Consider the following 24,655-nt stretch of genomic DNA (forward strand, 5'->3'; position numbering starts at 1 on the left):
GCTCTCTGATGACACACTCAACGTTATGCAGGCAATTACTTGCATGTCAAGGACGGGCAGGTCCCGCACACTGGCGCGGTGAGCCGGACCGTGAGCGCATGGGTGACAGCGGGCGAGGACGTCCTCGGGGCCGTGGGGCCGTTCCCGGTGGACGTTCCGTGGTGGCAGGAGGTCGAGCCGGTCGTCGCACGGCTGGAGGAGCTGCTCGGGGTGCCCGTGCTGGTCCTGCGCCTGCTGACGGTGGACGGCGGCGAGGGCGGGCGGGACGGCCACGCGACCTACCACGTCGAGGCGTTGGAGCGCCCCGCACCCGGGCCGCTGGAGCGGCGCCCCCTCGACGACGGCCGGTTCGGGACGGACTCCGCACTGCGCGCGCCGTGGGCCCGTGCCGCAGGCCTGCGGGAACTCCTCGACTGGGCCGCGCGCACCCTGGAGGCGGAGGGACGACCCGTCACCGGCCCGGTCGAGCAGCGACGGACCTGGAACCTTGCGGCATTGTTCCGGCTGCCCACCGCGCAGGGGCCGGTCTGGCTCAAGGCGACGCCGCACTTCGCCGCCGACGAGGGGGCCGTCGTCACCGCACTCGCCGGTGCGGACCCTTCACTGGTGCCGGTCCTCCTGGGCCGGGGCCCGGGACGGATCCTCATGGAACACGTACCCGGGGAGGACTGCTGGGGTGCCTCGCCCGGTACGGCGACCGCGGCGATGAAGCGTTTGGTGGCGGCCCAGACCGCCCTCTCGGCGAACCGGCCCGCCGGGCTGCGGGACTGGCGCACACCCGTCCTCGCCACCCGGGTGGACGCCCTCCTCGACGGACCGGCGGCCGCGGGGCTGAGCCGGCAGGAGGTCGCCGCGGTACGGAGACTGACGGACCGTTGGCAGCGGCTGGTGGACTGCGGCCTGCCCGACACGGTGGTGCACGGCGACTTCCACCCCGGCAACTGGCGCAGCGACGGCGGCTCTCCGGTCGTCGTGGACTTCGCCGACGCGTACTGGGGCAACCCGGTGGCGGACGGACTGCGCGCCCGCGAATTCCTCGATGAGCAGGTGTGGGCGACGGCGGCCCGGGCCTGGGCCGAAGCCTGGAGCGCGCACATCCCCGGCAGTGATCCGGCCGGCGCCCTGCGCCTCGCCGAGCCGCTCGCCCATCTCGTCCACGCGGTCCGTTACCAGGAGTTCCTCGACGGCATCGAACCGTCCGAGCGGCCGTACCACGCGGGAGACCCGGTGGGGGCGCTGCGCACGGCGCTGCGAAGCGCGCGAGAGCCCAGCCCGGTCCTCGCGCCTGCGAGTCCGGCCCGGCGCGGAGCCATGGCGGCCACGGTGTTCCGCCGGCCTGCCTCCGGCGAGCCCTTGGCCGCCGCCCGACCGGCACGCGAGGACCGGACGGTGGACGACCTGAGGATCTTCGACCCGTCCCGACCGCTGCTCCTCGAGGGGCTCGGGCTCCGGTTGCGCGAGTGGACCGACGCCGATGTGCCCGACCTCGTCGCGCTGTACGACGATCCCGAGATCGACCGGTGGACACCCGTGGCCTCCCCGTTCGGCGTCGAGGAGGCACGCACCTACCTCGCCGCGGCACGCAGGAAGCGGGCCGAGAGGCAGTCGGTGCAGCTCGCCATCACCACGGACGGTCTGCGGGCGCGGGGCGAGATCCTGTTCTTCCGCAGCGGGCCCGACGAGCGCGAAATCGAGCTGGCGTACGGCGTCGGCGCCGGCCACCGCGGCCGCGGCCTTGCCTCCCGGGCCGTGCGGCTCGTCGTGGAGCACGCCGTCCGCGAGGCGGGCACTCGCTCCGTGGTGCTGCGGATCGAGGCCGGCAACGCCGCCAGCGAGGCCGTCGCCCGGTCCACGGGCTTCGCGCTTGCGGACGACGAGCCCGTCGTCCGCACGTCGAAGGGACGCGATCTGGTGCTCCGCACCTGGCGGCACACCGGGTCCTGAGCCGGCGCCCGTCGGTGGGGCGCTTGTGCGAGCGGCCGGCCCGACACCCCCGGCGGGCCGGCCACCCCTGCGGAACTCCGCAGCGTTCCCCCCTGTCACGGTTCCGTTCTCACGCCTCCGCCGGCTCTGCCTCCCGGCTGGTGAGGTACTCCTCGCTGATCTCCTTCGGGCCGAACGGCCAGACCTTCTCCACCCGGGCCCACAGGACGAACGCCAGGCAGCCGAGCAGCAGCCAGGCCAGCGACCACTCGATGGGATGGCGGCCGGGCGAGTTCTTGTCGGCGTAGCCGTAGATGACCAGCCAGCCGACGAGCGCCACGATGCTCGGCACGGGGTACAGCCACATCCGGTACGGACGGCGCAGCGCCGGCTGCCGTGCGCGCAGGACCGTCACGGCCAGGATCTGCGCCAGCGCCTGGACCAGCACCATCACCGTGGTCAGCAGCTGGATCAGGGTCGCCAGATCGGTATGACGGCCGATCAGGAAACCTATCGCGGTGATCACGCCCATCGTGGCCAGCCCGAGCGTCGGGAAGCGGTGCTTGGCGTGCAGTTTGGCGTACGGGCGGAAGAAGACACGGTCGCGGGCGGCGTCGTAGGGCACCCGGGAGCCACCGAGCAGACCGGCGAACACCGAGGCGAAGGCCGTGATCAGGATGAGGACCGTGACCGTGTCCGCGGCCCCCTTGCCCCATGTCTCCTCGAGCACCGCGGAGGCGACCGACGTCGAGGCGATGTCGTGCGGGTCGGTCATGCGATGCCAGTCCACCACTCCGAGCGTGCCGATCTGGAGCAGCAGGTAGATCACCATGATGCCGAGGATGGAGAAGATGATCGAACGCGGGAGGGTACGGCCCGGGTCCTTGATCTCGGCACCCATGTACGCCGTCGTGTTGTAGCCCAGGTAGTCGTAGATACCGATGGTCAGGCCCGCCGCGAAGCCCAGCCAGAAGTGACTTGCCGTCAGGTCGAAGGCGTGCGCCGGGTAGGTGAAGGCGAGGTGCGCGCTGAAGTCCGAGGCCGACGCGACGATCACCAGCAGCACCGAGGCGATCATCACGACCCACATCACCGCGGTGATACGGGCGATGTGCTCGATGCCCCGCCACAGCAGGAGGATCACCAGGGCGATGACACCGAGTCCGATGAGATCCCCGGAGGTCCGGCCGAGATCGGGGGCCAGGTAGCCCAGGTACTGCACGAAGCCCACCACACCGGTGGACATGATCAGCGGGATGAAGAGCATCGCCGTCCACACGAACAGGAACGGCATCAGCCGCCCCGTACGGTACTGGAAGGCCTGGCGCAGATAGACGTAGCTTCCGCCCGAACCGGGCATCGCCGAGCCCAGTTCGGCCCAGACGAGACCGTCGGCGAGCGCCAGCAGGGCGCCCGCGACGAAGCCGATGACCGCCTGCGGGCCACCGAAGGCGGCGACCATCAGCGGGATGGTGACGAACGGCCCGATGCCGCACATCTGGCTCATGTTGATGGCGGTGGCCTGGAACAGGCCGACGCGGCGGACGAAACCACCGGTGGGTGGCGGGCTACCGGACACGGAACCTCCTGGAGCGGGACGCGGGGAGAGATGTACGGAATGTGGGCCGACGTCGGGACGCGGCCGACGGATCAGGGACGGCGGTTATCCGGCCGGCGATGGGCTCCCCTCGACTCGCCCGGAGAGGCTGACTGGGCGATAAAGTTAAGGAGCCTTACTAGGTGCGTCAAGAGCGCGTCAGGAATACGTGAGAATGGTGCGATGCCCGCCCGTGACCCCATAGCGCAGCCGGAACAGACCTGGAACCGCAGACGGTTGCGCAGCACCAACGAGCGGCTGCTCCTGGACCGGCTGCGTGCGGCCGGCAGCGCCTCGCGCGCCCAACTCGCCCGGGAGACCGGCCTGTCGAAGCCGACGGTCTCCAGTGCGCTCGCCGCCCTGGAGGAGGCCGGCCTGGTCCACGAGGTGGGGACGCACACACCCGAGCGCGGCCGGATGGCGGTCCTGTACGCGCCCGACCCGGCCGCCGGGTACGCGCTCGGCATCGACATCGGCCGGAGCTGGCTGCGGGTCGCGCTGGCCGGCCTCGACGGCGAGGTGGTGGCCCGTGCCGACGTGCGCAACCGCGCCCGCACCTCGGGTGCCCTGGCCGATCTGGTGGTCACGACGGCGCGGCAGGTCATCGAGGGCTCCGGGGCGGGACACGACGACGTGGCGCACGCGGTGGTGGGCACACCCGGCGTGTACGACGGGGAACGGCGCCGGGTGCGGTACGCGATGCATCTGCCGGGCTGGGGCCGGGCCGGTCTGTTCGACCGTATGCGCGACAAACTGGGCATCCCGCTCGAGGTGCACAACGACGCCAACCTGGCCGCGCTCGGTGAGTACACCTACGGTGTCGGCGCGGGCAGCCGCCTGTTCGCCTACATCCTGATCGGGACCGGCCTCGGCATGGGGGTGGTCAGCGAGGGCCGGCTCTTCACGGGGGCGCACGGCGGGGCCGGGGAGATCGGGTTCCTGCCGTGGCCCGGGCGGCAGAAACCGGAGACGCTGGAGGACGCGGTGTCCGGCGTGGCCGTCGTCGAGTCCGCGCGGGCGTTCGGCATGTCCGGCCAGCTCACGGCCAAAGCGGTGTTCGACGCGGCCCGGCAGGGGCATCCCGCCGCGGTCCGGGCGGTGCAACTGGAGGGCGAGCGGATCGCGCACACGGTCGCGGCGGCGGCCGCGGTGCTCGACCCCGACCTCGTGGTGCTCGGCGGAGGGGTGGGCCACAGTGTCGATCTGCTGCTGCGCCCCGTACGGGAGACATTGCGCGCCCTCACGCCGTTGCGCCCGAAGATCGCGCCGAGCCGGCTGGGCGAGGACGCGGTCCTGCTCGGGGCGCTGGCCACGGCGCTGGGCACGGCACGCGACGTGGTCTTCGAGCGGCGCTCGGGTTCCTGACCGGCCCGCCCTGCCCTCATGACGATTGACAGGGCTTCCTCAACGCCCTAGCTTGAAGCGCCAGTTAGTAAAGTTTCCTAACTTTACCGTCGGTCGCCCGTCCCGCCCGATCCCGCGGTGCCGGCCGCCGGGTCCCGCAGTGCCGAAGCGCGGATGCTCCCTCACCTCCCAAGGAGACGACCGTGTTCCACCGCCCTGCCCTCCATCGCCGGCCCGCCGCGGCCGTCCTCGCCCTGGGCGTGATGTGCACGCTCTCCACCGGCGCTCGGGCCGGCACAGGGAACCCCGCAGCGGCGCATCCCGGACCACCCGTCACAAAGGTCGCCTCCGCGCCGGGCAGCGCCACCCCCTTGTCCCGCTACGAGATCCAGTCAACGGCCAGGGTCTCCGACTCCCCCGTCGCGGTCTCCTCCCCCGGTTTCCCGGCGCGCGGCTGGTACCCGGCAGGCTCCCGCTCCACCGTGCTCGGAGCGCTGCTCGCAGACGGCGTGTACGCCGACCCGTTCTACTCGACCAACCAGCAGAAGATCCCGAAGGCAGACTTCCGGGTCCCGTGGTGGTACCGCTCGGACTTCACGGTCGCGGACACCTCCGAGCGCACCCATCTCGACTTCAGCGGGGTGATCTCGGCCGCGGACGTCTACGTCAACGGGCGGCGGGTCGCGGACGCCTCGGCTGTGACGGGCGCGTACACACACCACGAACTCGACATCACCTCACTCGTGCGGGCGGGCAGGAACACGGTCGCGTTCCGTATCCGGCCCAACGACCCCGACAAGAACCTGACCATGGGCTGGATCGACTGGCTGCAACCCCCGCCGGACCAGAACATGGGCATCGTCCGCGATGTGCTCGTCCGCCGCGGCGGACCGGTCGCGCTGCGCGACACCCATGTCCTCACCCGTCTCGACGTGCCCTCGCTCGCCGCCGCCGATCTGACGGTCAAGGCAAGGGTCCGCAACGACTCGGCGAGCGCGGTCACCGCCACCGTGTCCGGGAGGATCGGCTCGCTCTCCTTCGCCAGGAGGGTTCCACTGGCCGCCCACGAGTCGAAGGCGGTCACGTTCGGCCCGGCCGACGTCCCCGGTCTGCACCTGGTCTCGCCCAGGGTGTGGTGGCCGGCCGGGATGGGCGGGCAGCCGCTGTACCGACTCGACCTGACCGCGAGCGTGTCCGGGGCCCCGTCGGACACCGCGCACGAGAGCTTCGGCATCCGGGACGTCAAGGCACCGCTGAACGCCGACGGCGCACGGCAGTTCACCGTCAACGGGCGCAGGCTGCTCGTCAAGGGCGGCGGCTGGTCACCGGACGAGTTCCTGCGCTGGGACCCGGCATACGTGGCGGACCGACTCAAGTACGCCCTCGATCTCGGGCTCAACACCATCCGACTGGAAGGCCACATCGAACCGGACGAGTTCTTCGATCTCGCCGACCGCTACGGCATCCTCGCGCTCCCCGGCTGGGAGTGCTGCGACAAGTGGGAGGGCGAGGTCAACGGCGAGGAGTCCGGCGAGGAGTGGACCGCCGCCGACCACCCGGTCGCCAAGGAGTCCATGGCCGCCGAGGCCGCCCGGCTGCGCGACCACCCGAGTGTCGTCTCCTTCCTCATCGGCAGCGACTTCGCACCCGACGCCACGATCGAGAAGGACTACCTGGACGCTCTGCGGGCCGCCGACTGGCCGAACCCGGTGATCGCCGCTGCCTCCGACAACTCCTCTCCCCGGTTGGGTAGTTCGGGCATGAAGATGACGGGCCCGTACGACTGGGTGCCGCCGGGCTACTGGTACGCGAAGCGGGAGGGCGGCGCCACCGGGTTCAACTCCGAGACCAGTGCGGGCCCCGACATCCCGACGCTCGACACCCTGCGCCGCATGATGACCCCGGCCGAGCTGGACACCCTCTGGAAGGACCCGAAGGCCGAGCAGTACCACCGCTCGCCGTCGTCGACGTTCGGCACACTCGCGCTGTACGACGACGCGCTCACCGGACGGTACGGCGCACCGCGTGGACTCGGGGACTACGTACGCAAGGCGCAACTCGCCCAGTACGAGAACGTACGAGCGCAGTTCGAGGCGTACGGACGCAACGCCACCGATGCCGTGCAACCCTCCACCGGCGTCGTCCACTGGATGTTCAACAGCGGCTGGACCTCGCTGCACTGGCAGTTGGTGGACCGCTTTCTGGACCAGGGGGGCGCCTACTTCGGCGCGAAGAAGGCCAATGAGCCGCTGCACGTGCAGTACTCGTACGACGACCGCTCGGTCGTGGTGGTGAACAACCGGCACACGGCCGTGTCCGGACTCACCGCCCACGTCTCCCTGTACACCACGGACGGCAGGCGGATGTACGACCGCGCGGTGACCGGGGTGAGCGTCGAGGGCGACGGAGCGCACACCACCGCGCTCGCCCTGCCCTCGTCGGTGAGCGGTCTGCCGACCACTTATCTCGCGCGGCTGATCCTGACCGACCCGGCGGGCAAGGAGGTCAGCCGCAATGTCTACTGGCTGTCCAGCAGGCCCGACACGCTCGACTGGGCCCACACCGACTGGTACTACACGCCGACGACGAGCTACGCCGATCTGACCGGACTCGCCTCCATGGCACAGGTGCCGGTGTCCGCGACGGCGTCCACACGGACGGGCGGGGACGGCATGTCGACCACCAGGGTCACCCTGCGCGCCACGGGCTCCGGCAGGACTCCGTCACTGCTCACCGACGCGCATCTGGTGGACCCGGCGGGCAGGCCGGTGCTTCCCGTCCACTGGTCCGACAACGAAGTGAGCCTGTGGCCCGGTGAGTCGGTGACGCTGACCGCCACCTACCGGACGGCCGATCTGCACGGCACGGCACCAGGCGTACGGATCTCCGGCTGGAACACCCCGGAGCACACGGTGCCGGCCACATGATCCCGGGACCGGGGACCCGCCCGGCGACGCCGGCCCGCCCGGAGGCCCAAGCGGAACGGACTGTTGCCGCGCTCAGCGGGCACATCAAGTAGTGCAGAGGCCTTCACATTAAGGGGCGGAGATGGAGATCTCGAGCATCATCGGCGCCATCGTCATCGGGCTCATCATCGGTGTCCTCGGGCGACTCGTCGTCCCCGGACGCCAGCGCATCGGAGTCCTGTGGACCATCCTCGTCGGCATCGTCGCGGCCTTCATCGGGTCGGGCATCGCCGCCGCGGTCGGCGTGGCCGACACCAAGGGCGTCGACTGGATCGAATGGCTCATCCAGATCGGCCTGGCGGCGGTGGGCGTCGCGGCACTGGACCGGGCACGGTCGCACCGCTGACGTCACACTCACGCGGCGCCGCGGGCGCGTTGCGGGCGAGGACCGTGGCGAGCGGGATCTTCGGGCTTCGCCCGCACGACCGGCCGCCACGGATTCCTCGCACCCCTGTGGATCGGCGCTCCGACCGATCCTGCGAGCGCTCACCGGGTCGGCGACCGACGACCGGTGCGTGTCCTCGAGTCCGGCCTCTCCCGGCGACCGAGGCCCTCCGGCGGGAGCCGGCACCGATGCATGCGCGCACTCCGCTCGCCGAAGCGGGTCCCGGCCGTCCCTCGACGTTCCCACCCGGTCGACCGCCGACGCACCGGACGGTCGGTCACGGTCCCAGCCCGACAAGGCGCTCGGCCCGGCCGTGTCCGGGCACGCCCATGGGCGCCGTCGTCGGCCCCCTCGCTCACCGGGCCACCGCACCGCGCGGTGCGGTGGCGGGCGGACCAGCTAGCCGGAACGTCACGGGGAGACGTAGGGCGTCGTCGTGGTCAGCGGTTCGAAGCCGAGGCGGGCCAGAATGGGCCTGCTCTGCCCGGACGCGTCGACCTGGACGTAGCGGTAGCCGCGGGAGGCCGCGACCTCGGCACGATGGGCGACCAGGGCTCGGTAGACACCGCGTCCCCGCCAGGCGGGGACCGTGCCCCCGCCCCAGAGTCCCGCGAAACGGGTGCCGGGAACGAGCTCCATACGGGCGGCGCTCACGGGTTCGTCGCCCGCCAGCGCCAGAACGGCCACCACCTGGTCGCTGTCGCCGGACAGCTGGGCGAGGAGCTGGTCGCGCAACCGGGTGCTGTCGGTGCCGAACGCCCTGCGGTGGACGTCCGCCACGAGATCCACGGACGCGGGCTCGGTGACCGGCACAAGGCGCACACCCTCGGGCGGCTCGACGTCGAGGGTCAGATCGGCGACCTCGGCGACCATCAGCGTCTCCTCGGGCTCGGGGGTGAATCCGGCGGCCCGCAGCCGCTTCCCGAGATCGACCGGCAGATCGTGACCGTACAGCTTCCACTCGAACTCACGACCGAGTTCGGCGAAGTAGCGGACCTGTTCGGCGATCACCGCATCGGCCGTGGCCTCGTCCAGGTCCGACCACACGATCCCGTTCCAGTCGTGTGCGGAGCCGACCTGGCGCACCACCGAGGCGTCGCGCTCGACGCGCGTGCCGGGACCGTCGGGGCGGGCACCCCGCCGCATGTCCCGGTCGTAGAGGGCGAGTACGGCAGCGTGGTCCATGGGCTCACTCCAACCTGCGGGGCATGTATCCGCACGGTAATACGCCGCATCGGGGAGACCGCACCCGGGTCCCGGCCGACCGTGGACTCCTTGCGCCGCGGCGCAGACCTCGGCGCCCCGCCGCACCGCGGGCGGACGGCGTCGAGGCGTTCCCGGGCACGCTCCCGCCGCGCGTGCCGGTGTGCGACACCGCGTCACGAGCCCGGCGGCCGTCGCGTCCCGGCGCGACGCGTGTCGGGACGGTGGCCGCGACGAGACCCGGGCGCCGCGGTACCCGGAGGCCGCGTCTCTTCGGCGGACCGGCCCCCCGACCCGTGGCGCCCAGGACACGCCCGCCGGCGGGGTGGCTCCCCTCCATGCCGAGGACGCGCCGGCTATCCGAGCTCCAGGGTCGTCACCCCGTACACCCGCTCCCCCGCGAAGGCCCTGACCGGCCCCGTGTACATGCGGGCCGTCTCGAAGGAGGGGGTGAGACCCGAGCGTTCGGCCAGGGCGACGCCCGCCGAGTTCGTTTCCGGTACGTCGACGGCGAGCTCCCGCCCGGCGGCCTCGGCGGCGAACGCCGCGAGCAGGGCGCCCGCGTCGTCGGCGGTGTCGGCGAAGAGAGGGCCGACGCGCAGTCCGACCCGAGCGGGGCGGATCACCCCGTAACCGGTCAGCCGGTCGCCGTCGAGGCGGACGAGGACCCGGTGGCCGCGGGCGCTGAGCCAGTGCTCGAGGAAGCGGGGGCGGTCGACCGGGTGGCAGGCCCTGTCGTAGTCCGCGACGGCGTCGAGGTCGGCCTTCCCGGCCGGCCGCACACCGGGCGTCACCTGGTCGGCGGGCACGGTTCCGGTGAAGCGCACGGTGCGGTGCGCGAACACGAAACCGGACCGCCGGTAGTTGTCCTGCTGGGCGACGACGCCGTCGAGACCGATCGTGCGGCCTGCGGCGTGAGCGAGGGCCGTGTCCCAGGTCGCGCGGCCGAAACCACGGCCGCGCAGGTCGGGACGTACCAGATAGCAGCCGAGGAAGGCGTAGCCGGAGTCGTAGTTGACGACGGAGATCGCCGACACGGGCTCGTCGCCGAGCCTGCCGATGAAGAAGCCCTCCGGGTCCTGGGCGAAGAACGCGGGGCCGTCGGACAGCCCCGGATTCCATCCCTCGTCCGCCGCCCAGCCGCTGATCACCGGCCAGTCGTCGAGGGTGGCCCGGGCGACGACGAGGCCTTCGGGACCCGCTGAGGTCATCGATGTGCTCCATTCCGTGGGGGGAGGTGCCGTGGGGGGTGCCACGTCCGGCTGCACCGCGAGCATCCTTCCCGATCATCCCCGCACGCGCCATGCGGGGCGGCGCCGCCCTGTGTCCCAACGTGACGCCCGGCAAGGGCAGTTGCATGGCAGAGGGCCCCGCCGGTTTGTCCGGCGGGGCCCTCTACGGCGCGTACGGCGGTCGGCTCAGCGGGCCGATCCCGGGCGGAATCGGCGGTACAGCACGGTCCCCCCGAGCACCAGCGCCGCGCCTCCGGCGAGTGCGGGCACGGTCGCGTCCGCGCCGGTGTGGGCGAGGGCGACCACGGGACGGTTACTCGGCGGCTGCACCGGCGTCTGCCTCGGCGGCGCGACGGGCCGCGGAGCGGGACGCCGGGTGCTCGAGGTGTTCGTGGACTTGTTGCCGGTGGCCGCGTTGCCGACACCGACCACGCCGACCGTGTTGCCGGAGACGTTCACCGGGAGGTGGATCGGCAACTGCACACCGTTGCCGCCCAGCACTCCGGGGGACTGCCTGCTCACGCCGGACGCGGAGGCACCATGCGCGTGAGGGCGGCCCTGCCGCGGCCCGGCCACGTCGGCGCCCCGATTGGCGCAGGTGTTCCCCGAGGCCGAGTTCAGAAGCCCCACCACCGTCACCGTGTTGCCGCACACGTTCACCGGAACGTGCACCGGGAGCTGCACGGTGTTGCCGGAGATCAATCCGGGCGAACCCGCCGCGGTGCCGTCCGCCGCGGAGTCCGCGTGCGCCGGCAGCGCCCCGGCCAGCGCCCCCGTGGCGGCGGCCGCGACGAACAAACCATTTCGGGTAACCCGTTTCATAGGTTCCCTGCCTTCCAGACTTGGTCGCGAGCACTCGCCCGCACCCCGTAAAACGCAGACGCACCATCCGAGTTATGGCTTATCTGCCTTTCACCCCATCGAGTGGCTGCGATCCGAACGCACTGAGGAGACGGGTCCACCGGTCCGACCTGCACCGTGGCGCGGTGGGTGCCGACGGCGCGGAGCCCACCGTGTCCGACTGGCCGAACGCCGGGAGGCGTGCCCGGGACAGCCCGCATAACGTGACCGAAGGGCCGCCGCCGGATCCGCAGCCGGGCGCCCCAGGAGGCGCCATGAAGTCCACGCACACCCGCACCGCGGTCACCACGGCAACGGCCGCGGCCGCGGTGCTGGCTCTGCTGGGAGCCGCCCTGCCATCGGTGACCGAGGCCGGCGGCGGCCCCGATCTGTCCCGGTTCTACAACCAGCGGATCGCATGGTCGTCGTGCCCCGGCGAGGGGGCGCCCCGTGACCTTCAATGCGGGAAGGTCACGGTCCCGATCGACTACGCGAGGCCCGAGGCCGGGACGGTCGACGTGGCGATGACCCGGTACCGGGCTTCGGCCGGGTCCCGCGGCTCCGTGCTGCTGAACTTCGGCGGTCCCGGCGGCGCGGGCGTCCCCGAGCTCGCCGCCGGCGGCAAGGACTTCCTGCATCTGACGAACGCCTACGACGTGGTGACGTTCGATCCGCGCGGGGTCGGCCAGTCCTCGCCCATCAGCTGCGGGCAAAGGGCGGCCGGGGACACGGACGCGGACGACACCGTCATCGACGTGACCAATCCACGGGCGGCGCTCACGCAGATCCGGAAGACGGCCGACCAGTGCGCGAAGCACTCCGGGCCGCTGCTGCCGCACATGGGGACCGTGGATGTCGCACGCGACCTGGATGTGATGCGCCAGGCCCTCGGCGACAAGAAGCTCAACTACCTCGGATTCTCCTACGGCACCCGCCTCGGTGCGGTCTACGCGGCCCAGTTCCCCGGCAAGGTGGGCCGGATGGTCCTGGACGGTGTCGACACCCTCACCGAGTCCCTGGCCGAGCAGGGGCTGGTGGGCGCGCAGGGACAGCAGACCGCGCTGGAGGGCTTCCTCGACTCGTGCGTCAAGCATCTCCTGTGCCCGTTCGGCAGCGACGCCCGCTCCGCCCGCGAGCAGGTCGTGCAACTCGTGGCCCGCCTGGACAAGCAGCCCGCCTCGACCCCTCTCGGCCAGCCGTTCACGGGGCAGGACCTCGTCGCCGGGATCAGCGAACTCCTCTTCAGCAAGCGGATGTGGCCGATGCTGGAGCAGGGCCTGTCCCAGTTGATGGAACAGGGCGATCCCTCGGGAATCATGTACTACTCGGGCCTCAGCATCTCCGCGCCCTCGGTCCATCGGGCGAACGGTGGGATCGTCGCACCCAACGACGTGCCCGTCGACAACATGACGGCCGCGCTGATGGCCGTCAACTGTGCCGACGATCCGGACCGGCCGAGCGCCGACCGGATCACCAAGGACATCACGCGGCTGCGGGGCCAGTACGACGAGGCCTCCCCCGTCTTCGGACGCTACCGGCTCACCCAGGTGCTGACGTGCTACGGACGTCCCAAGGGCACCGACTTCATCCGGGAGAAGGTCAAGAACGTGCACAGCGCCAAGATGCTGCTCGTCGGCACGCGCGGGGACCCGGCAACCCCCTACCGCTGGACCCTGGAGACCGCGAAGCGGCTCGGCCCCTCCGCGGTGGTCCTCGACAACAGGGGTGAGGGGCACACCGGGTACACGACGTCCCAGTGCGTCCACCGGAAGGTCGACTCGTTCCTCCTGTACGGGTCGCTGCCGGCCGACGGGAGTTCGTGCGGGCCCGACACGGCCGGCTGAGCCTGCGCCCCGGGCGACCGGGGCGCAGTGGTGTCAGGTGAAGGAGATCTCCGGCTTGTAGATGTCCAGCCATGTGGCCAGGTCGAGGGTGCGTTCGAGGCCGCGGCGCGACGGCTGGGTGATCTGCGGGGCCTCGCGGTGGGCCGCCCGGGACACCCGTTCGCGGTCGACCAGGTCGAAGACGGGATGGGAGGGGCGGGTCAGCAGATCCTTGGCCTCGTCCTGAAGGGCGACGGCGTACCCCGGGTCCTGGGTGGACGGGTACGGGCTCTTGAGCCTGTCGTACACGGACTTCGGGATCAGGTCGGCCGTCGCCTCCCTCAGCAGGCTCTTCTCCCTGCCGTCGAAGGACTTCAGCGACCAGGGGGAGTTGTAGACGTAGTCCACGAGCCGGTGGTCGCAGTACGGCACCCGCACCTCCAGGCCGACCGCCATGCTCATACGGTCCTTTCGGTCCAGCAGCAGCCGCACGAAGCGGGTCAGGTGCAGGTAGCAGATCTGCCGCATCCGGTACTCGAAATCGCTCTCGCCCTCCAGCCGCCGGATGTCCGAGACGGCCCTGCGGTAGCTGTCGGCGACGTACGCCTCGAGGTCCAGGGCCTTGGTGAGATGGGGGCGCAGAACCTCTTCGTCGTCGCCGAAGTCCCTGCGGAAACGCACCAGCCAGGGGAAGGTGTCGGCTCGCCTGGCCTCCTCGTCGAAGAACTGGACGTAGCCGCCGAAGACCTCGTCGGCGGACTCACCGGACAGCGCGACCGTGGAATGCCCGCGGATCGCCTGGAACAGCAGATACAGCGAGGCGTCCATGTCCCCGAAGCCCATGGGCAGGTCGCGTGCCCGGATCACCTTCGCCCGCACGTCGAGGTCGGCGAGGGCCCGGGCGTCGAGGACGATGTCCTGGTGTTCGGTGCCCGAGGCGGTGGCCACGTCGTGCACGAACGGCGTGTCCGGTGTGGAGCGCAGATCGTCGGCCACGAAGTGGTCCGTCTGCCCGACGAAGTCCACCGCGAAGCTGCGCACCTTCTCGCCCTGTTCCGCGAGTTGCCGGGCGGCGAGCGCGGTCATCGCGGACGAGTCCAGGCCGCCCGACAGCAGGGTGCAACGCGGTACGTCGGCGACCAGCTGCCGGCGCACGATGTCCTCGAGCAGCGAGCGGACGGTGGCGATGGTGGTCTCGCGGTCGTCGGGCTGCGCCCGGGTCTCCAGTTGCCAGTAGACCCGCCGGCTCAGGCCCTGCCGGTCGAGGGTGACCACCGTGCCCGGCTCGACCTCGCGCATGCCGTCCCACACGGCGTGTCCGGGCGTCTTGACCATGGCGAACAGCTCCCGGAGCCCGTCGAGGCCGACCCGGGGCCGCACCAGCGGGTTGGCCAGGATGGCCTTGGGTTCGGAGCCGAAGACGACGCCGTCGGAGGTAGGGGCGTAGTAGAAGGGCTTGATGCCCATGCGGTCGCGGACCATCACGAGCTTGTCGTGGCGGCCGTCCCAGACCGCGAAGGCGAACATCCCGTTGAGCCGTTCGGCGAGCTGCTCGCCCCAGGCCAGGTAGGCACGCAGGACGACCTCGGTGTCGGAGTCGGTCGTGAAGCGGTGACCAAGTCCGATCAGCTGGTGGCGCAGTTCGGTGTAGTTGTAGGCCTCCCCGGAGTAGACGAGCACGACGGTGCCCTCCGGGGTCTCGGCCGTCATCGGCTGCCGTCCGCCCGCCAGGTCGATGATCGCAAGCCTGCGATGACCGAGGCCGGCGGGCCCCTCCACCCAGGTGCCGCGGTCGTCGGGTCCCCGGCAGGCCATCGTCTCGGTCATGGCGTCCAGTGCCGCGATCTCGTTCCGCAGGTCACGGTCGTAGGAGATCCAGCCGGTGATGCCGCACATGCGTGCCTCCCGTGCGATTGCCCGGACCGGCGTGTGCGCCTTCGACGGCGCAAGGGTTCCGCTGCCGGACAACCAGTTGTATCGAGCAGCTATATCTCCGAGCCTACGTCGGCGTGACGCGGTCCGGCGGGCACGCCGCCGGGAACGCGGACGTGTCGTGAGCCGGCTCCGCGGCCCCGCCGGGCCGTGGGGCCCCGGCGTGGGCGGTACACGGTGTGATATCGGCACCCCCAGTGACCATAGCAACCAATTGCCCCGAATGCCCTACACGTGAATCCGCCCTAAGGTGCTCATATGGAGCACGACCTCAGTCCCTCGACCCTCGCGGACCTGCGCCGGCCACGGCTGTACCCCGCGGTGTCGGTGCTGACGCCGACGCACCGCCGCGAGCGCGACAACTCCCAGGACCGGGTCCGGCTGCGCAACATGCTGGCCGACGCCAAGAAGCAGCTCGAAGCCGATCCGGCCGTAACCCGTGATCACCGTCTCGACGTCGCGGATCAGCTCGACCGGGCACTCGCCGAGGTCGACCTGACGTACGCCGAGGACGGCCTGGTCATCTTCGCCGCCCCCGGCGAGCACCAGGTGTGGTCGCTGGCGCGCACCGTGCCCGAGCGGGTGGTCCTCTCGGACACCTTCCTGACCCGCAACCTGGTGGCCGCGGAGGCCGCGGAGCGTCCCTTCTGGGTGCTCACCGTCGCGGCCGACCGCGCGACGCTGTGGAACGGCGGCGCCGACCGGGTCGCCGAGGAACACATCGGCGGCTTCCCGATGATCCGCAGCCGGGAGAACTTCGACGCGGAGCGCCAGGAACGGATCGGCGACATGCCGAGCACGTTCCGCGACGAGGGGACCCGCCGCTTCCTGCGCGATGTCGACACCGCGCTCAGCGGGATGCTGCGCCGCTATCCGCGCCCGCTGTACATCACCGGCGAGCAGGCCGCACTGTCCCTGCTCGACGAGGTCGGCAGCGTCGCCGGGGAGGCGGTGCACGTTCCGCACGGAGGGCTCGCCCACGCCACGGCCGACGCCGTCTGGCAGACGATCCGGCCGGTGATCGACGAGGAGGACCGGAAGAACATCGACACGGTGAGCCGCGAGCTGGAGTCGGCTCGCGGGCACAAGACGTTCGCCGCCGGCGTCGACGAGGTCTGGCAGAACGCCTCCGACGGCCGTATCCGGCTGCTCGCCGTCGAGGAGAACTACCGGGTGACGGTCCGCGACGGGGCCGGTGACCACCTCGAGCCCGCCGAGAGCGGCGATCTCGACGCCCGTGAGGACATCGTGGACGAGATCGTCGAGCGCTGCCTGGACACGGGCGCCGACGTCCGCTTCGTTCCGGACGGCGCCCTCGGGGACGCCCAGGGCATCGCCGGGATACTCCGCTACTGAGAACGCCCACCCCGGAGGTCTACCCTGCGCAGGGACGATCGGCGCGGCGGGAGGACGGGCATGGGTGATCTGCTGGGCGTGGCGGTACTGGGTGCGGGGCACATGGGTGCGGATCACATACGCCGGCTGGACAGCGTGGTGAGCGGTGCGCGTGTGGTGTCCGTGGCGGACCCCGAGACGGACCGCGCCAAGGAGGCCGCGGCCGGCATCGACGGTGTCTCGGTGCACGCGGAGCCGGCCGCCGCGCTCGACGCACCCGGGGTCCGGGCCGTACTGATCGCCTCCCCGGGGCCGGCACACGAGGAGGCGCTGCTCGCGGCCTTCGAGCGCGGGCTGCCTGTGCTGTGCGAGAAGCCGATGACACCGGACCCGGCCGGGGCCCTGCGAGTGGTGGAGGCGGAGGCCCGGCTCGGGCGGCGGCTCGCACAGGTGGGGTTCATGCGCCGGTACGACGCCGAGTACCTGCGGCTGAAGTCCCTGCTGGACAGCGGCCGGCTGGGACGGCCGCTGATGCTGCACTGCACGCACCGCAATGTGTCCTCGCCGCCGCACTTCACCACACCCATGCTCATCAACAGCTCCGTGTCGCACGAGATCGACGCCGCCCGCTGGCTGCTGGAGGAGGAGCTGACCGCGGTGACCGTGCTGCGTCCGCGGCCGTCGTCCGACGCACCCGAGGGTCTGCTGGACCCCCAGTTCGTGCTGTTCGAGACCTCCGGCGGGGCCCTCGTCGACGTGGAGATCTTCGTCAACTCGGGGTTCGGCTACCAGGTGCGCTGCGAGGCGGTCTGCGAAGGCGGCAGCGCCCGGATCGGCGACGACCGCACGATGGTCGTCACGACGGGGGGCGGTGCGTACGAGGAGGTCGCCCAGGACTACCTCGTACGGTTCGCGGGGGCCTACGACCGCGAGGTGCAGGCATGGGTCGACGCCACCCGGCAGGGGCGCGTCGCGGGCCCCTCGGTCTGGGACGGGTACGCGGCCGCGGCGGTCGCCGAGGCGGGCGTCCTGGCGCTGGAGAGCGGCGTTCGGCAGTCCGTCGAGCTGGCCCCGCGACCGCAGGCGTACGCGGGCGACGGCCGTCGCACACATGCCCCTCGAACGCACAACTGAACGACCGGCCGTCCGCCCCTCGAACCCCTCAAGTCACGTACGCCACCTCAGACTTGCCCCCCTCCGGCGAGTACGCCATCTGCCTTTCGGGACCACTCCGGAGAGCCTGTGGCATATGCCAGAAGCACCACCGTATCGTGTCTTGCCAAATCCCTTACAGGGCATCGCGGGCTGTGCAACAGTCGTAACGGTCCTTCTCCCAGCCTTGGCCGAACCGTCCCCGCATCGGAGCGCGTCATGCCACCCCATCTCTCCGCGGACCGCCCTGCCGCCCAGCCCCCCCGGCCCGGTACGGTCGATGCGCTGATCTCGCAGACGCGGCGGCTGCGCGGCGAGGTGGACGCTGTGCGGCAAGGTGCGCCCGAGGACGGCTCGGACCCGGAGGGACGCTGGCAGCGCGCCCTGTGCGATCTGGCCCTGCACCAACTCCGCGATCTTGACGAGCACTTGGCGCAGCTGCGGGACGGACCGCCACCGGTTCCGGCCGGACCCCCCGTCCCACCACCCCCGTCCGCACGCCCCGCGTCCTCCCCCGGTTCCCTGCTGAGCCGGGTCGGCAGCGCGGAATGGAACCTGCTGACCGACGAGGCGAGCTGGTCCGGCGAGCTGTACCAGATCCTGGGACGCGACCCCTCGGTCCCCGCGCTCACCCTCGACGAACTTCCCTCGCTGGTGCACGACGAGGACCGGCCCCTGCTGACAACGATGGTGACGGACTGTCTGATCGACGGCAGGCCGATCGACGGCGAGTTCCAGATCCTGCGCCCGGACGGCACGTTACGCACCGTGCACATGATGGGCGAGCCCGTGCTCGCCGCGGACGGCAGCACCGCCTCGATGTGGGCCGTGCTGCGGGACGTCAGCGAACTGCGCCGCCACCGGCGGACCGTGAGCGAGACCCGTGACTCGCTGCGGCACCACCGGAACCGCGAGCACAGCGAGCACCGGCTCGCGGTCGAACTGCAGGAGGCCGTGCTGCCGCCGTGGCGGGGACCGCTGCGGCTCCCGCGACAGGGCCCCGGCACCCTGGACCTGGCCGCCCGGTATCTGCCCGCGTCGGTGAACACGCCGATCGGCGGCGACTGGTACGACGCCCTCGAACTGCCCGAAGGGGACATGCTGCTCAGCGTCGGGGACCTCACCGGACGCGGGGTGACCGTGGCGTCCGGCATGGCGACGCTGATCGGTGCCCTGCGCGGCATGGCCGTGACCGGGGCCGAACCGGGCCGCCTGTTGGGCTGGCTCAACCAGATGCTCGACGCCTCGGTCCAGCCGGCCCTGGGCAGCGCCGTGTGCTGTCGCTACCACCCCGCCACCCGCACCCTGAGCTGGGCGCAAGCAGGGCACCCCGCCCCGCTGCTGTTCCGCGGCGGGACGGGGCGCATGCTGGCGGCACCGGACGGCGTGCTTCTCGGCGCGACCTCGGGGGCCGCCTACGGGCAGGCCGAGGAGACGCTCGAGGAAGGCGACCTGCTGCTGCTGCACACCGACGGGCTGGTCCCGGGGTACAGCGGCCCGGCTGCCGTCCGGAGGCTGCTCGACCTGGCTCCGCTCTTCGACGGAACCCGCACAGCACAGGATTGCCTGCGGACCGTTGTGGAGGAGTTGGGCGAGAGCGCGCGCGAGGACAACGCCTGCGTGCTCCTCGCCAGGGTCATGTCCTGAGCCGCGGGCATGTTCTGAGCCCGAATCAAGTCCTGACGAAACGGTTCAGGGCGTCCGCGACACCGGCACCTCCGACACAGGCGCGGGCCTCCCTCATGCCTGCGCGCTGTTACCGCCCTTGGGTTTCGTCAGGCCCTTGGGAAGCGCCCGCCTGATCTCCTCACGCAGATCCTGGATCTTCGGATAGCTGGAGTACTGCCCGGTGAGCCGGTACATCTCACGCAGCCGGTCCCAGGTGCGATGGGAGGAGTTGGCCCCCATCGACGTCAGGGCCAGGCGCGCATACCGGTCCGCCTGTTCGGGGTCGTCCGCGATGAAGCACGCGGACGCGAGGGAGATGTGGTCGAAGATGTTCGACCGCTCCCGGCCCGAACCACGCAGCTCCAGCGCCTCCTTGGCGTGCCGCTGCGCGATGGCGGCCGCACCCGGCTCGTGTTCGGCCAGTGTGCGATAGGCCAGGGCCTGCATCCCGTGCAGATCGGCCTCGTCGAACATCTGCATCCAACTCGGGGGAGGCACATCCCTCTTGTCGGAGACGAAGAGGTCCTCCGCCTCCCCGAGAGTGCGCCGCATGGCCTGCCCCTTGCCCATGGACGCCTGCGCCCAGGCCTCGATGGTGAAGAGCATGGCCCGGGTGCGCGGCAGCACCTCGTCGCCGGAGCCGGATTTGGCGAGCTGCATCAGGTCGAGTGCGTCGTCGGGCCGGCCCAGGTGCACCATCTGGCGGGCGGCGCGGGAGAGCGCCTCCCCGGCACGCGGCCGGTCGCCGCCCTCACGGGCCGCATGGGCGGCGATGACGAAGTACTTCTGGGCCGTCGGCTCCAGGCCGATGTCGTGCGACATCCACCCGGCGAGCACGGCGAGGTTGGCGGCGACGCCCCACAGGCGCCGCTGCAGATGGTCGGGGTGGCGGTAGGAGAGCATGCCTCCCACCTCGTTGAGCTGCCCCACGACAGCCTTGCGTTGCAGCCCGCCGCCGCGGGCCGCGTCCCAGGCCCGGAACACCTCGACCGAGCGCTCCAGCTCCTCGACTTCCTGCGACCCGATGGGGGCGGCCTCATAGCGGTCGTACCCAGCGGGGTCGGCGTGCAGGGGGTCGTCGAAGCGGGGAGCGTCGGCCGCGAGGGCCGGATCGGTGTGCAGCCAATCGTTCATCGCACTGCTGAGTGCGGATCCTGCGGCGAGCGCGGCACCCGCGCCCACCAAGCCGCGTCGGTTGAGCATGAGGTCCATTCCCGTGAATTCGGTGAGGACCGCAGCCGTCCGCTCGGGCGCCCACGGAATTCCGTCGGGGTGCTGCGCATGTTCGTCGTCACGCCGTCTCCCCGCGCGCCCGTGCCGGACCAGACCGAGGTCCTCGATGGTCACGACACGGCCGAGTCGCTCCGTGAACAGCGCCGCCAGCACCCGCGGCACCGGATCGCGCGGGATCTCTCCCATGTCGATCCAACGCCGCACCCGTGAGGTGTCGGTCGCCAGCTGGGGGTGGCCCATGGCCGCCGCCTGCCGGTTCACCATCCTCGCGAGTTCGCCCTTGGACCAGCCGGTAAGGCCGAACAGGTCCGAGAGGCGGGTGTTGGGTTGTCCGCTCACGTCAAGCCCCCAGGTTCTCGGCTGAGTTGACAGTAACCCTCTGTCAGTTGCTGCGGGACTATTCGCCAGGGTTCGCCAGGGTGCGCCAGATGGTGTGCCACGGGCCCACGGGTGTCATGTAGGAACGCGCCATCCCGACCCGGTCGCCGCAGGGACATTCCCCAGGGTGCACCCACGGCGACCGGGGCGGGCGGCGCCGAACTCGAAGGCACACGAAGGGATCTGTATCAACCATGTACGCAGCATCGTCCTCCGTGTCCGCCCCCACCCGGTCGCTGCATCCCCGCCCGGGTGCCGGCGGCCCCTACCTCGACCCCGCGCGGCCGACGGCCCCTGTACTCGCTGCCGGCAGGGCACGGCGCGTTCCGGGTGCCGGCATGCAACCGCTCAGCGGGAGAATCGACTTGTCCGGCCCCCAGGGCGCGCAGCTGCGCACGGCGATCGCTTCGGTGCACCGCATCTGCCCGGAGTTCACTCCGGTGCAGGTGCTGCGCCGAAGCGGCCGCTCCGTGCTCCTCGTCGGCACGACGGGACGCAGCACGGCCGTCGCCAAGTGTTTATTGGACCACTCCACGATCTGGTCCGAGCGGCTCCGGCACGAGATAGCGGCATACCGGTCGTTCGTCCGGCATCGCCCACCGGTGCGGGTGCCCCGGCTCATCGCGGCGGACCCGGACAACTGCACCCTGGTGATCGAGCGGATGCCCGGCCGGGTGGCCGCGTTGCAGCGGCATCCGGCGGAGGCGCCGCCGCGAGCCGACATCCGGGCGGCACTCGGTGCGATCTGCCGGCTGAACGCCTGGCGTCCACCGGCCGGGACGTTCGACGCGCCGCTGGACTACGCGGAGCGGATCTCGCGCTTCCACGATCTGGGGCTGCTGACGGACCGGGACATGGGAGACCTGCAGAAGCTGCTGCACGGTATCGCCCACGCCGCGGGCCGTCAGGGCATGGGCCAGTTCTGCCACGGCGACGCCCTGCTGTCGAACATCCTGCTCTCACCGGCGGGTCCCGTGCTGGTGGACTGGGAGCACGCGGGCTGGTATTTGCCCGGGTACGACCTGGCCACCCTGTGGACGGTCCTCGGTGACGCCCCGGTCGCCCGCCGTCAGATCAGCCAGATCGCGCAGTCGGCGGGGCCCGCCTCGCGCGACGCCTTCCTGGTCAACCTGATGCTCGTGCTCACCCGCGAGATCCGAACCTATGAGACGGCCGTGCAGCGATCGATGCACGACACGACCCCCGCGGCATCGGGAGTGGCCCACCCGGGTGCTGCGCCGTCCGGCGAGGAACAGCGGCTGCTGCTACGGCGGCTGCACGACGACTGCCAGATGGCCCGCAAGGCCGTACGAGCGGCGGTCGGTACTCGCTGAGGGGGATGGCGGTCCGCGGTGCGCTCGCGCGAGCGACGCACCGCGGGCCTTCGTCATGTCCGGTCCCTCTCCGTACACCGTGCGGGCCTCCTCCGTACGGGCCATTGGTCCACTCCACTGATGCCCCGCAGGCTGTTCCACTACCGTGGCGAAAATCCACGCCACCGCTGCTGACATGGGAAATCCCCTCCTCCTGTGCGTGATTGACGGATCGTCGCGAAGCCGGTACCACTGACGCACGTTCGGCCCCCGCACGCCCCAGAGCGCCCCACCGTCCCAGGAGGCTGCCTTGCGCGGATCCGCCATCGACCTTCGCACTCCCACCGGACGCAGACGCGCCCGCAGAACCGCGGTGGCCGCCGCCTCGGCCGCCCTGCTGCTTCCACTGCTGGGTGCCGCCCCGGCGGCGCCGGGAAGCGGCGCACCGGCCGGCCTGCAAGGGGCCTTCGCCACGGCCGCCGCCCGATACCACGTGCCGCAGAGCGTGCTGCTCGGCGTGTCGTACCTCCAGTCCCGCTGGGACACGCACGCCGGCGCGCCCAGCGTCTCGGGCGGCTACGGCCCGATGCACCTCACGGACGCCCGGACCGCGATCGCCGGGGCCTCCCACCACGGCGCAGGCACGGAGGACGCCCGCGGCGACCAGGCGCGTGCTGCGCTGCTGCCCACCACGACGGTGCCGGCGGACTCCGTACTCCCGGCGAGACTGAAGACACTGACCAAGGCCGCCGCACTGACCGGCATCCCGGCGCAGCGACTGCGCACCGACCCCGCGGCGAACATCGCGGGCGGCGCCGCCCTGCTCGCCGACGCGCAGCGACGCCTCGGCGTGTCGCCCGGCACGGATCCGGCCGACTGGTACGGCGCAGTGGCGGAGTTCTCGGGTGCGGACGACAGGTCCACGGCGTCCGCGTACGCCGACGACGTCTTCCAGATCATGCGCGAGGGCGAGCGGCGCACCACCGACCTGGGGCAGAGCGTGACGCTCACCGCGCAGCCCGCGCTGACACCCGACACCGCGCAACTGGCCCGCACCGGACTGCGCGCCGTGTCCTCCGACGGCACCGAGTGCCCGCGGACCGTGGCCTGCGAGTGGATCCCCGCGCCGTACGAGGAGTTCGGCGACGACTACGGCAACCACGACCTGGGCGACCGGCCCGCCTCGCAGAGCATCAGGTACATCGTCGTCCATGACACGGAAGGCCAGTGGGACGGCGTCCTGAACCTGATCAAGGACCCGACCTATGTGTCGTGGAACTACACCGTCCGTTCCACGGACGGGCTGATCGCTCAGCATGTGAAGGCCAAGGATGTGGCCTGGCACGCGGGCAACTGGTACATCAACGCCAAGTCGATCGGCATCGAGCACGAGGGTTTCCTCGTCGCTCCGGATGCCTGGTACACGGAGGCGATGTACCGCTCGTCGGCGCGGCTGGTGCGATACCTCGCCGCGAAGTACCGCATCCCCCTGGACCGGCAGCACATCCTGGGACACGACAACGTTCCCGGCACGACGACGTCCACCATCCCCGGAATGCACACGGACCCGGGCCCCTACTGGGACTGGCGGCACTACTTCGAACTGCTGGGCAGACCGTTCCACGCCACGGCCGGCTCCAGGGGCGGTCTGGTGACGATCCTGCCTGACTACCGCGCCAACCGGCCGCAGTACACGGGCTGCACCACCGCGGGCGAGGCGTGCGCGGAGCACGGCTCGAGCGAGTTGCGCCTGTACAGCGCGCCCGACGAGAACGCCCCACTGATCAAGGACATCGGGCTGCGCCCCCAGGGCGACCCCTCGACGATCGACGTCAACGACGTGGGCTCACGCGTATCCACCGGTCAGCGGTACGCCGTCGCCGACCGCGACGGGGACTGGACGGCGATCTGGTACCTGGGCCAGAAGGCCTGGTTCCACGACCCGAAGGGACGGCGCACGGCCGTGAACGCGTCGGGCCTCGTGGTCACGCCCAAGCCCGGCCTCACCGACGTCCCCGTGTACGGCCGGGCGTACCCGGAGAAGGAGGCGTACCCCGAGGGGGTGCCCGCGCAGTCGGTCTCCCCGCTGTCGTACCGGCTGCCGGCCGGCCAGCGTTATGCCGTCGGTGACGCCCTGCCGGGTGAGTACTATTACGCGGTCACGTTCACGACGGACTCGCACCGGGTCGTCGTCGGCAAGGACCTCTACTACGAGATCCAGTTCGGTCACCGGGTGGCGTTCGTCCGGGCGGCGGACGTCCGGCTGCTGCCCTCGGCCTCGTAGCAGGCGCACAACGGCCGGGCCCCGCGGGGCCCGGCCGTTCCTGCATG

General features: G+C 71.4%; 16 protein-coding genes. 10 read left to right on the forward strand and 6 right to left on the reverse strand.

The genetic code is table 11. The features are described 5' to 3' along the window. Positions 1 to 78 precede the first annotated feature (78 nt). Positions 79 to 1,944, forward strand: a complete 1,866-nt coding sequence (locus RCR19_RS03845; protein ID WP_331263764.1) for a GNAT family N-acetyltransferase — start codon at positions 79 to 81, stop codon at positions 1,942 to 1,944. A gap of 109 nt (positions 1,945 to 2,053) precedes the next feature. Here the strand turns inward: RCR19_RS03845 and RCR19_RS03850 are convergent, their stop codons facing one another. Beyond that, positions 2,054 to 3,502 (reverse strand): APC family permease, encoded by a 1,449-nt coding sequence (locus RCR19_RS03850; RefSeq protein WP_331263765.1) that lies wholly within the window; start codon positions 3,500 to 3,502, stop codon positions 2,054 to 2,056. A gap of 201 nt (positions 3,503 to 3,703) precedes the next feature. On the opposite strand from RCR19_RS03850, the gene RCR19_RS03855 reads away from it, so the two are divergent. From RCR19_RS03855 to RCR19_RS03865, 3 genes are all read left to right on the forward strand, one after another. Next, a complete protein-coding gene (locus tag RCR19_RS03855) occupies positions 3,704 to 4,885 on the forward strand; it encodes an ROK family transcriptional regulator (protein ID WP_331263766.1) in 1,182 nt (393 codons plus the stop codon). A gap of 182 nt (positions 4,886 to 5,067) precedes the next feature. Continuing rightward, entirely contained in the window at positions 5,068 to 7,791 is a 2,724-nt protein-coding gene (locus tag RCR19_RS03860) for a sugar-binding domain-containing protein (protein WP_331263767.1), read from the forward strand. Positions 7,792 to 7,912: 121 nt separating this feature from the next. Beyond that, complete coding sequence (locus tag RCR19_RS03865) at positions 7,913 to 8,176, forward strand: GlsB/YeaQ/YmgE family stress response membrane protein (RefSeq protein WP_331263768.1); 264 nt, start codon at positions 7,913 to 7,915, stop codon at positions 8,174 to 8,176. 450 nt (positions 8,177 to 8,626) lie between these two features. On the opposite strand, the gene RCR19_RS03870 is transcribed toward RCR19_RS03865, so the two are convergent. From RCR19_RS03870 to RCR19_RS03880, 3 genes are all read right to left on the reverse strand, one after another. Further along, positions 8,627 to 9,400 carry a GNAT family N-acetyltransferase gene (locus RCR19_RS03870; protein ID WP_331263769.1) on the reverse strand — a complete coding sequence of 258 codons (774 nt, stop codon included), beginning with the start codon at positions 9,398 to 9,400 and terminating at the stop codon, positions 8,627 to 8,629. A 374-nt stretch (positions 9,401 to 9,774) separates the two neighbouring features. Continuing rightward, a complete protein-coding gene (locus tag RCR19_RS03875) occupies positions 9,775 to 10,629 on the reverse strand; it encodes a GNAT family N-acetyltransferase (RefSeq protein WP_331263770.1) in 855 nt (284 codons plus the stop codon). 207 nt (positions 10,630 to 10,836) lie between these two features. After that, positions 10,837 to 11,472: a chaplin gene (locus tag RCR19_RS03880; protein ID WP_331263771.1), complete on the reverse strand. Its 636-nt coding sequence runs from the start codon at positions 11,470 to 11,472 to the stop codon at positions 10,837 to 10,839. Positions 11,473 to 11,765: 293 nt separating this feature from the next. On the opposite strand from RCR19_RS03880, the gene RCR19_RS03885 reads away from it, so the two are divergent. After that, positions 11,766 to 13,334: an alpha/beta hydrolase gene (locus tag RCR19_RS03885; RefSeq protein ID WP_331263772.1), complete on the forward strand. Its 1,569-nt coding sequence runs from the start codon at positions 11,766 to 11,768 to the stop codon at positions 13,332 to 13,334. A 33-nt stretch (positions 13,335 to 13,367) separates the two neighbouring features. On the opposite strand, the gene asnB is transcribed toward RCR19_RS03885, so the two are convergent. Beyond that, complete coding sequence (gene asnB / locus RCR19_RS03890) at positions 13,368 to 15,209, reverse strand: asparagine synthase (glutamine-hydrolyzing) (protein ID WP_331263773.1); 1,842 nt, start codon at positions 15,207 to 15,209, stop codon at positions 13,368 to 13,370. Positions 15,210 to 15,503: 294 nt separating this feature from the next. Here asnB and RCR19_RS03895 point away from each other — a divergent pair, with 294 nt between their 5' ends. The 3 genes from RCR19_RS03895 (at position 15,504) to RCR19_RS03905 (ending at position 19,379) form a co-directional block, all read left to right on the forward strand. Then, a complete protein-coding gene (locus tag RCR19_RS03895; RefSeq protein WP_331263774.1) occupies positions 15,504 to 16,601 on the forward strand; it encodes a chemotaxis protein in 1,098 nt (365 codons plus the stop codon). 60 nt (positions 16,602 to 16,661) lie between these two features. Continuing rightward, complete coding sequence (locus tag RCR19_RS03900) at positions 16,662 to 17,714, forward strand: Gfo/Idh/MocA family oxidoreductase (protein ID WP_331263775.1); 1,053 nt, start codon at positions 16,662 to 16,664, stop codon at positions 17,712 to 17,714. Between the two features lie 237 nt (positions 17,715 to 17,951). After that, positions 17,952 to 19,379 carry a SpoIIE family protein phosphatase gene (locus RCR19_RS03905; RefSeq protein ID WP_331263776.1) on the forward strand — a complete coding sequence of 476 codons (1,428 nt, stop codon included), beginning with the start codon at positions 17,952 to 17,954 and terminating at the stop codon, positions 19,377 to 19,379. 93 nt (positions 19,380 to 19,472) lie between these two features. Here the strand turns inward: RCR19_RS03905 and RCR19_RS03910 are convergent, their stop codons facing one another. Continuing rightward, positions 19,473 to 20,972: a hypothetical protein gene (locus RCR19_RS03910; RefSeq protein WP_331263777.1), complete on the reverse strand. Its 1,500-nt coding sequence runs from the start codon at positions 20,970 to 20,972 to the stop codon at positions 19,473 to 19,475. Between the two features lie 233 nt (positions 20,973 to 21,205). Between RCR19_RS03910 and RCR19_RS03915 the strand changes: the two genes are divergently transcribed. Then, positions 21,206 to 22,345: an aminoglycoside phosphotransferase family protein gene (locus RCR19_RS03915; RefSeq protein ID WP_331263778.1), complete on the forward strand. Its 1,140-nt coding sequence runs from the start codon at positions 21,206 to 21,208 to the stop codon at positions 22,343 to 22,345. A gap of 289 nt (positions 22,346 to 22,634) precedes the next feature. Next, a complete protein-coding gene (locus tag RCR19_RS03920; RefSeq protein WP_331263779.1) occupies positions 22,635 to 24,608 on the forward strand; it encodes a peptidoglycan recognition family protein in 1,974 nt (657 codons plus the stop codon). Positions 24,609 to 24,655 lie beyond the last annotated feature (47 nt).

It is taken from the genome of Streptomyces sp. WAC07094 (genome assembly GCF_036320405.1).
Lineage (GTDB): Bacteria > Actinomycetota > Actinomycetes > Streptomycetales > Streptomycetaceae > Streptomyces > Streptomyces lannensis.

Coding starts and splice junctions, on each gene's coding strand:
- RCR19_RS03855 (WP_331263766.1), top strand. CDS start 3,704: ATGCCCGCCCGTGACCCCATAGCGCAGCCGGAACAGACCTGGAACCGC.
- RCR19_RS03865 (WP_331263768.1), top strand. CDS start 7,913: ATGGAGATCTCGAGCATCATCGGCGCCATCGTCATCGGGCTCATCATC.
- RCR19_RS03870 (WP_331263769.1), bottom strand. CDS start 9,400: ATGGACCACGCTGCCGTACTCGCCCTCTACGACCGGGACATGCGGCGG.
- RCR19_RS03875 (WP_331263770.1), bottom strand. CDS start 10,629: ATGACCTCAGCGGGTCCCGAAGGCCTCGTCGTCGCCCGGGCCACCCTC.
- RCR19_RS03880 (WP_331263771.1), bottom strand. CDS start 11,472: ATGAAACGGGTTACCCGAAATGGTTTGTTCGTCGCGGCCGCCGCCACG.
- RCR19_RS03885 (WP_331263772.1), top strand. CDS start 11,766: ATGAAGTCCACGCACACCCGCACCGCGGTCACCACGGCAACGGCCGCG.
- asnB (WP_331263773.1), bottom strand. CDS start 15,209: ATGTGCGGCATCACCGGCTGGATCTCCTACGACCGTGACCTGCGGAAC.
- RCR19_RS03895 (WP_331263774.1), top strand. CDS start 15,504: ATGGAGCACGACCTCAGTCCCTCGACCCTCGCGGACCTGCGCCGGCCA.
- RCR19_RS03900 (WP_331263775.1), top strand. CDS start 16,662: ATGGGTGATCTGCTGGGCGTGGCGGTACTGGGTGCGGGGCACATGGGT.
- RCR19_RS03905 (WP_331263776.1), top strand. CDS start 17,952: ATGCCACCCCATCTCTCCGCGGACCGCCCTGCCGCCCAGCCCCCCCGG.
- RCR19_RS03915 (WP_331263778.1), top strand. CDS start 21,206: ATGTACGCAGCATCGTCCTCCGTGTCCGCCCCCACCCGGTCGCTGCAT.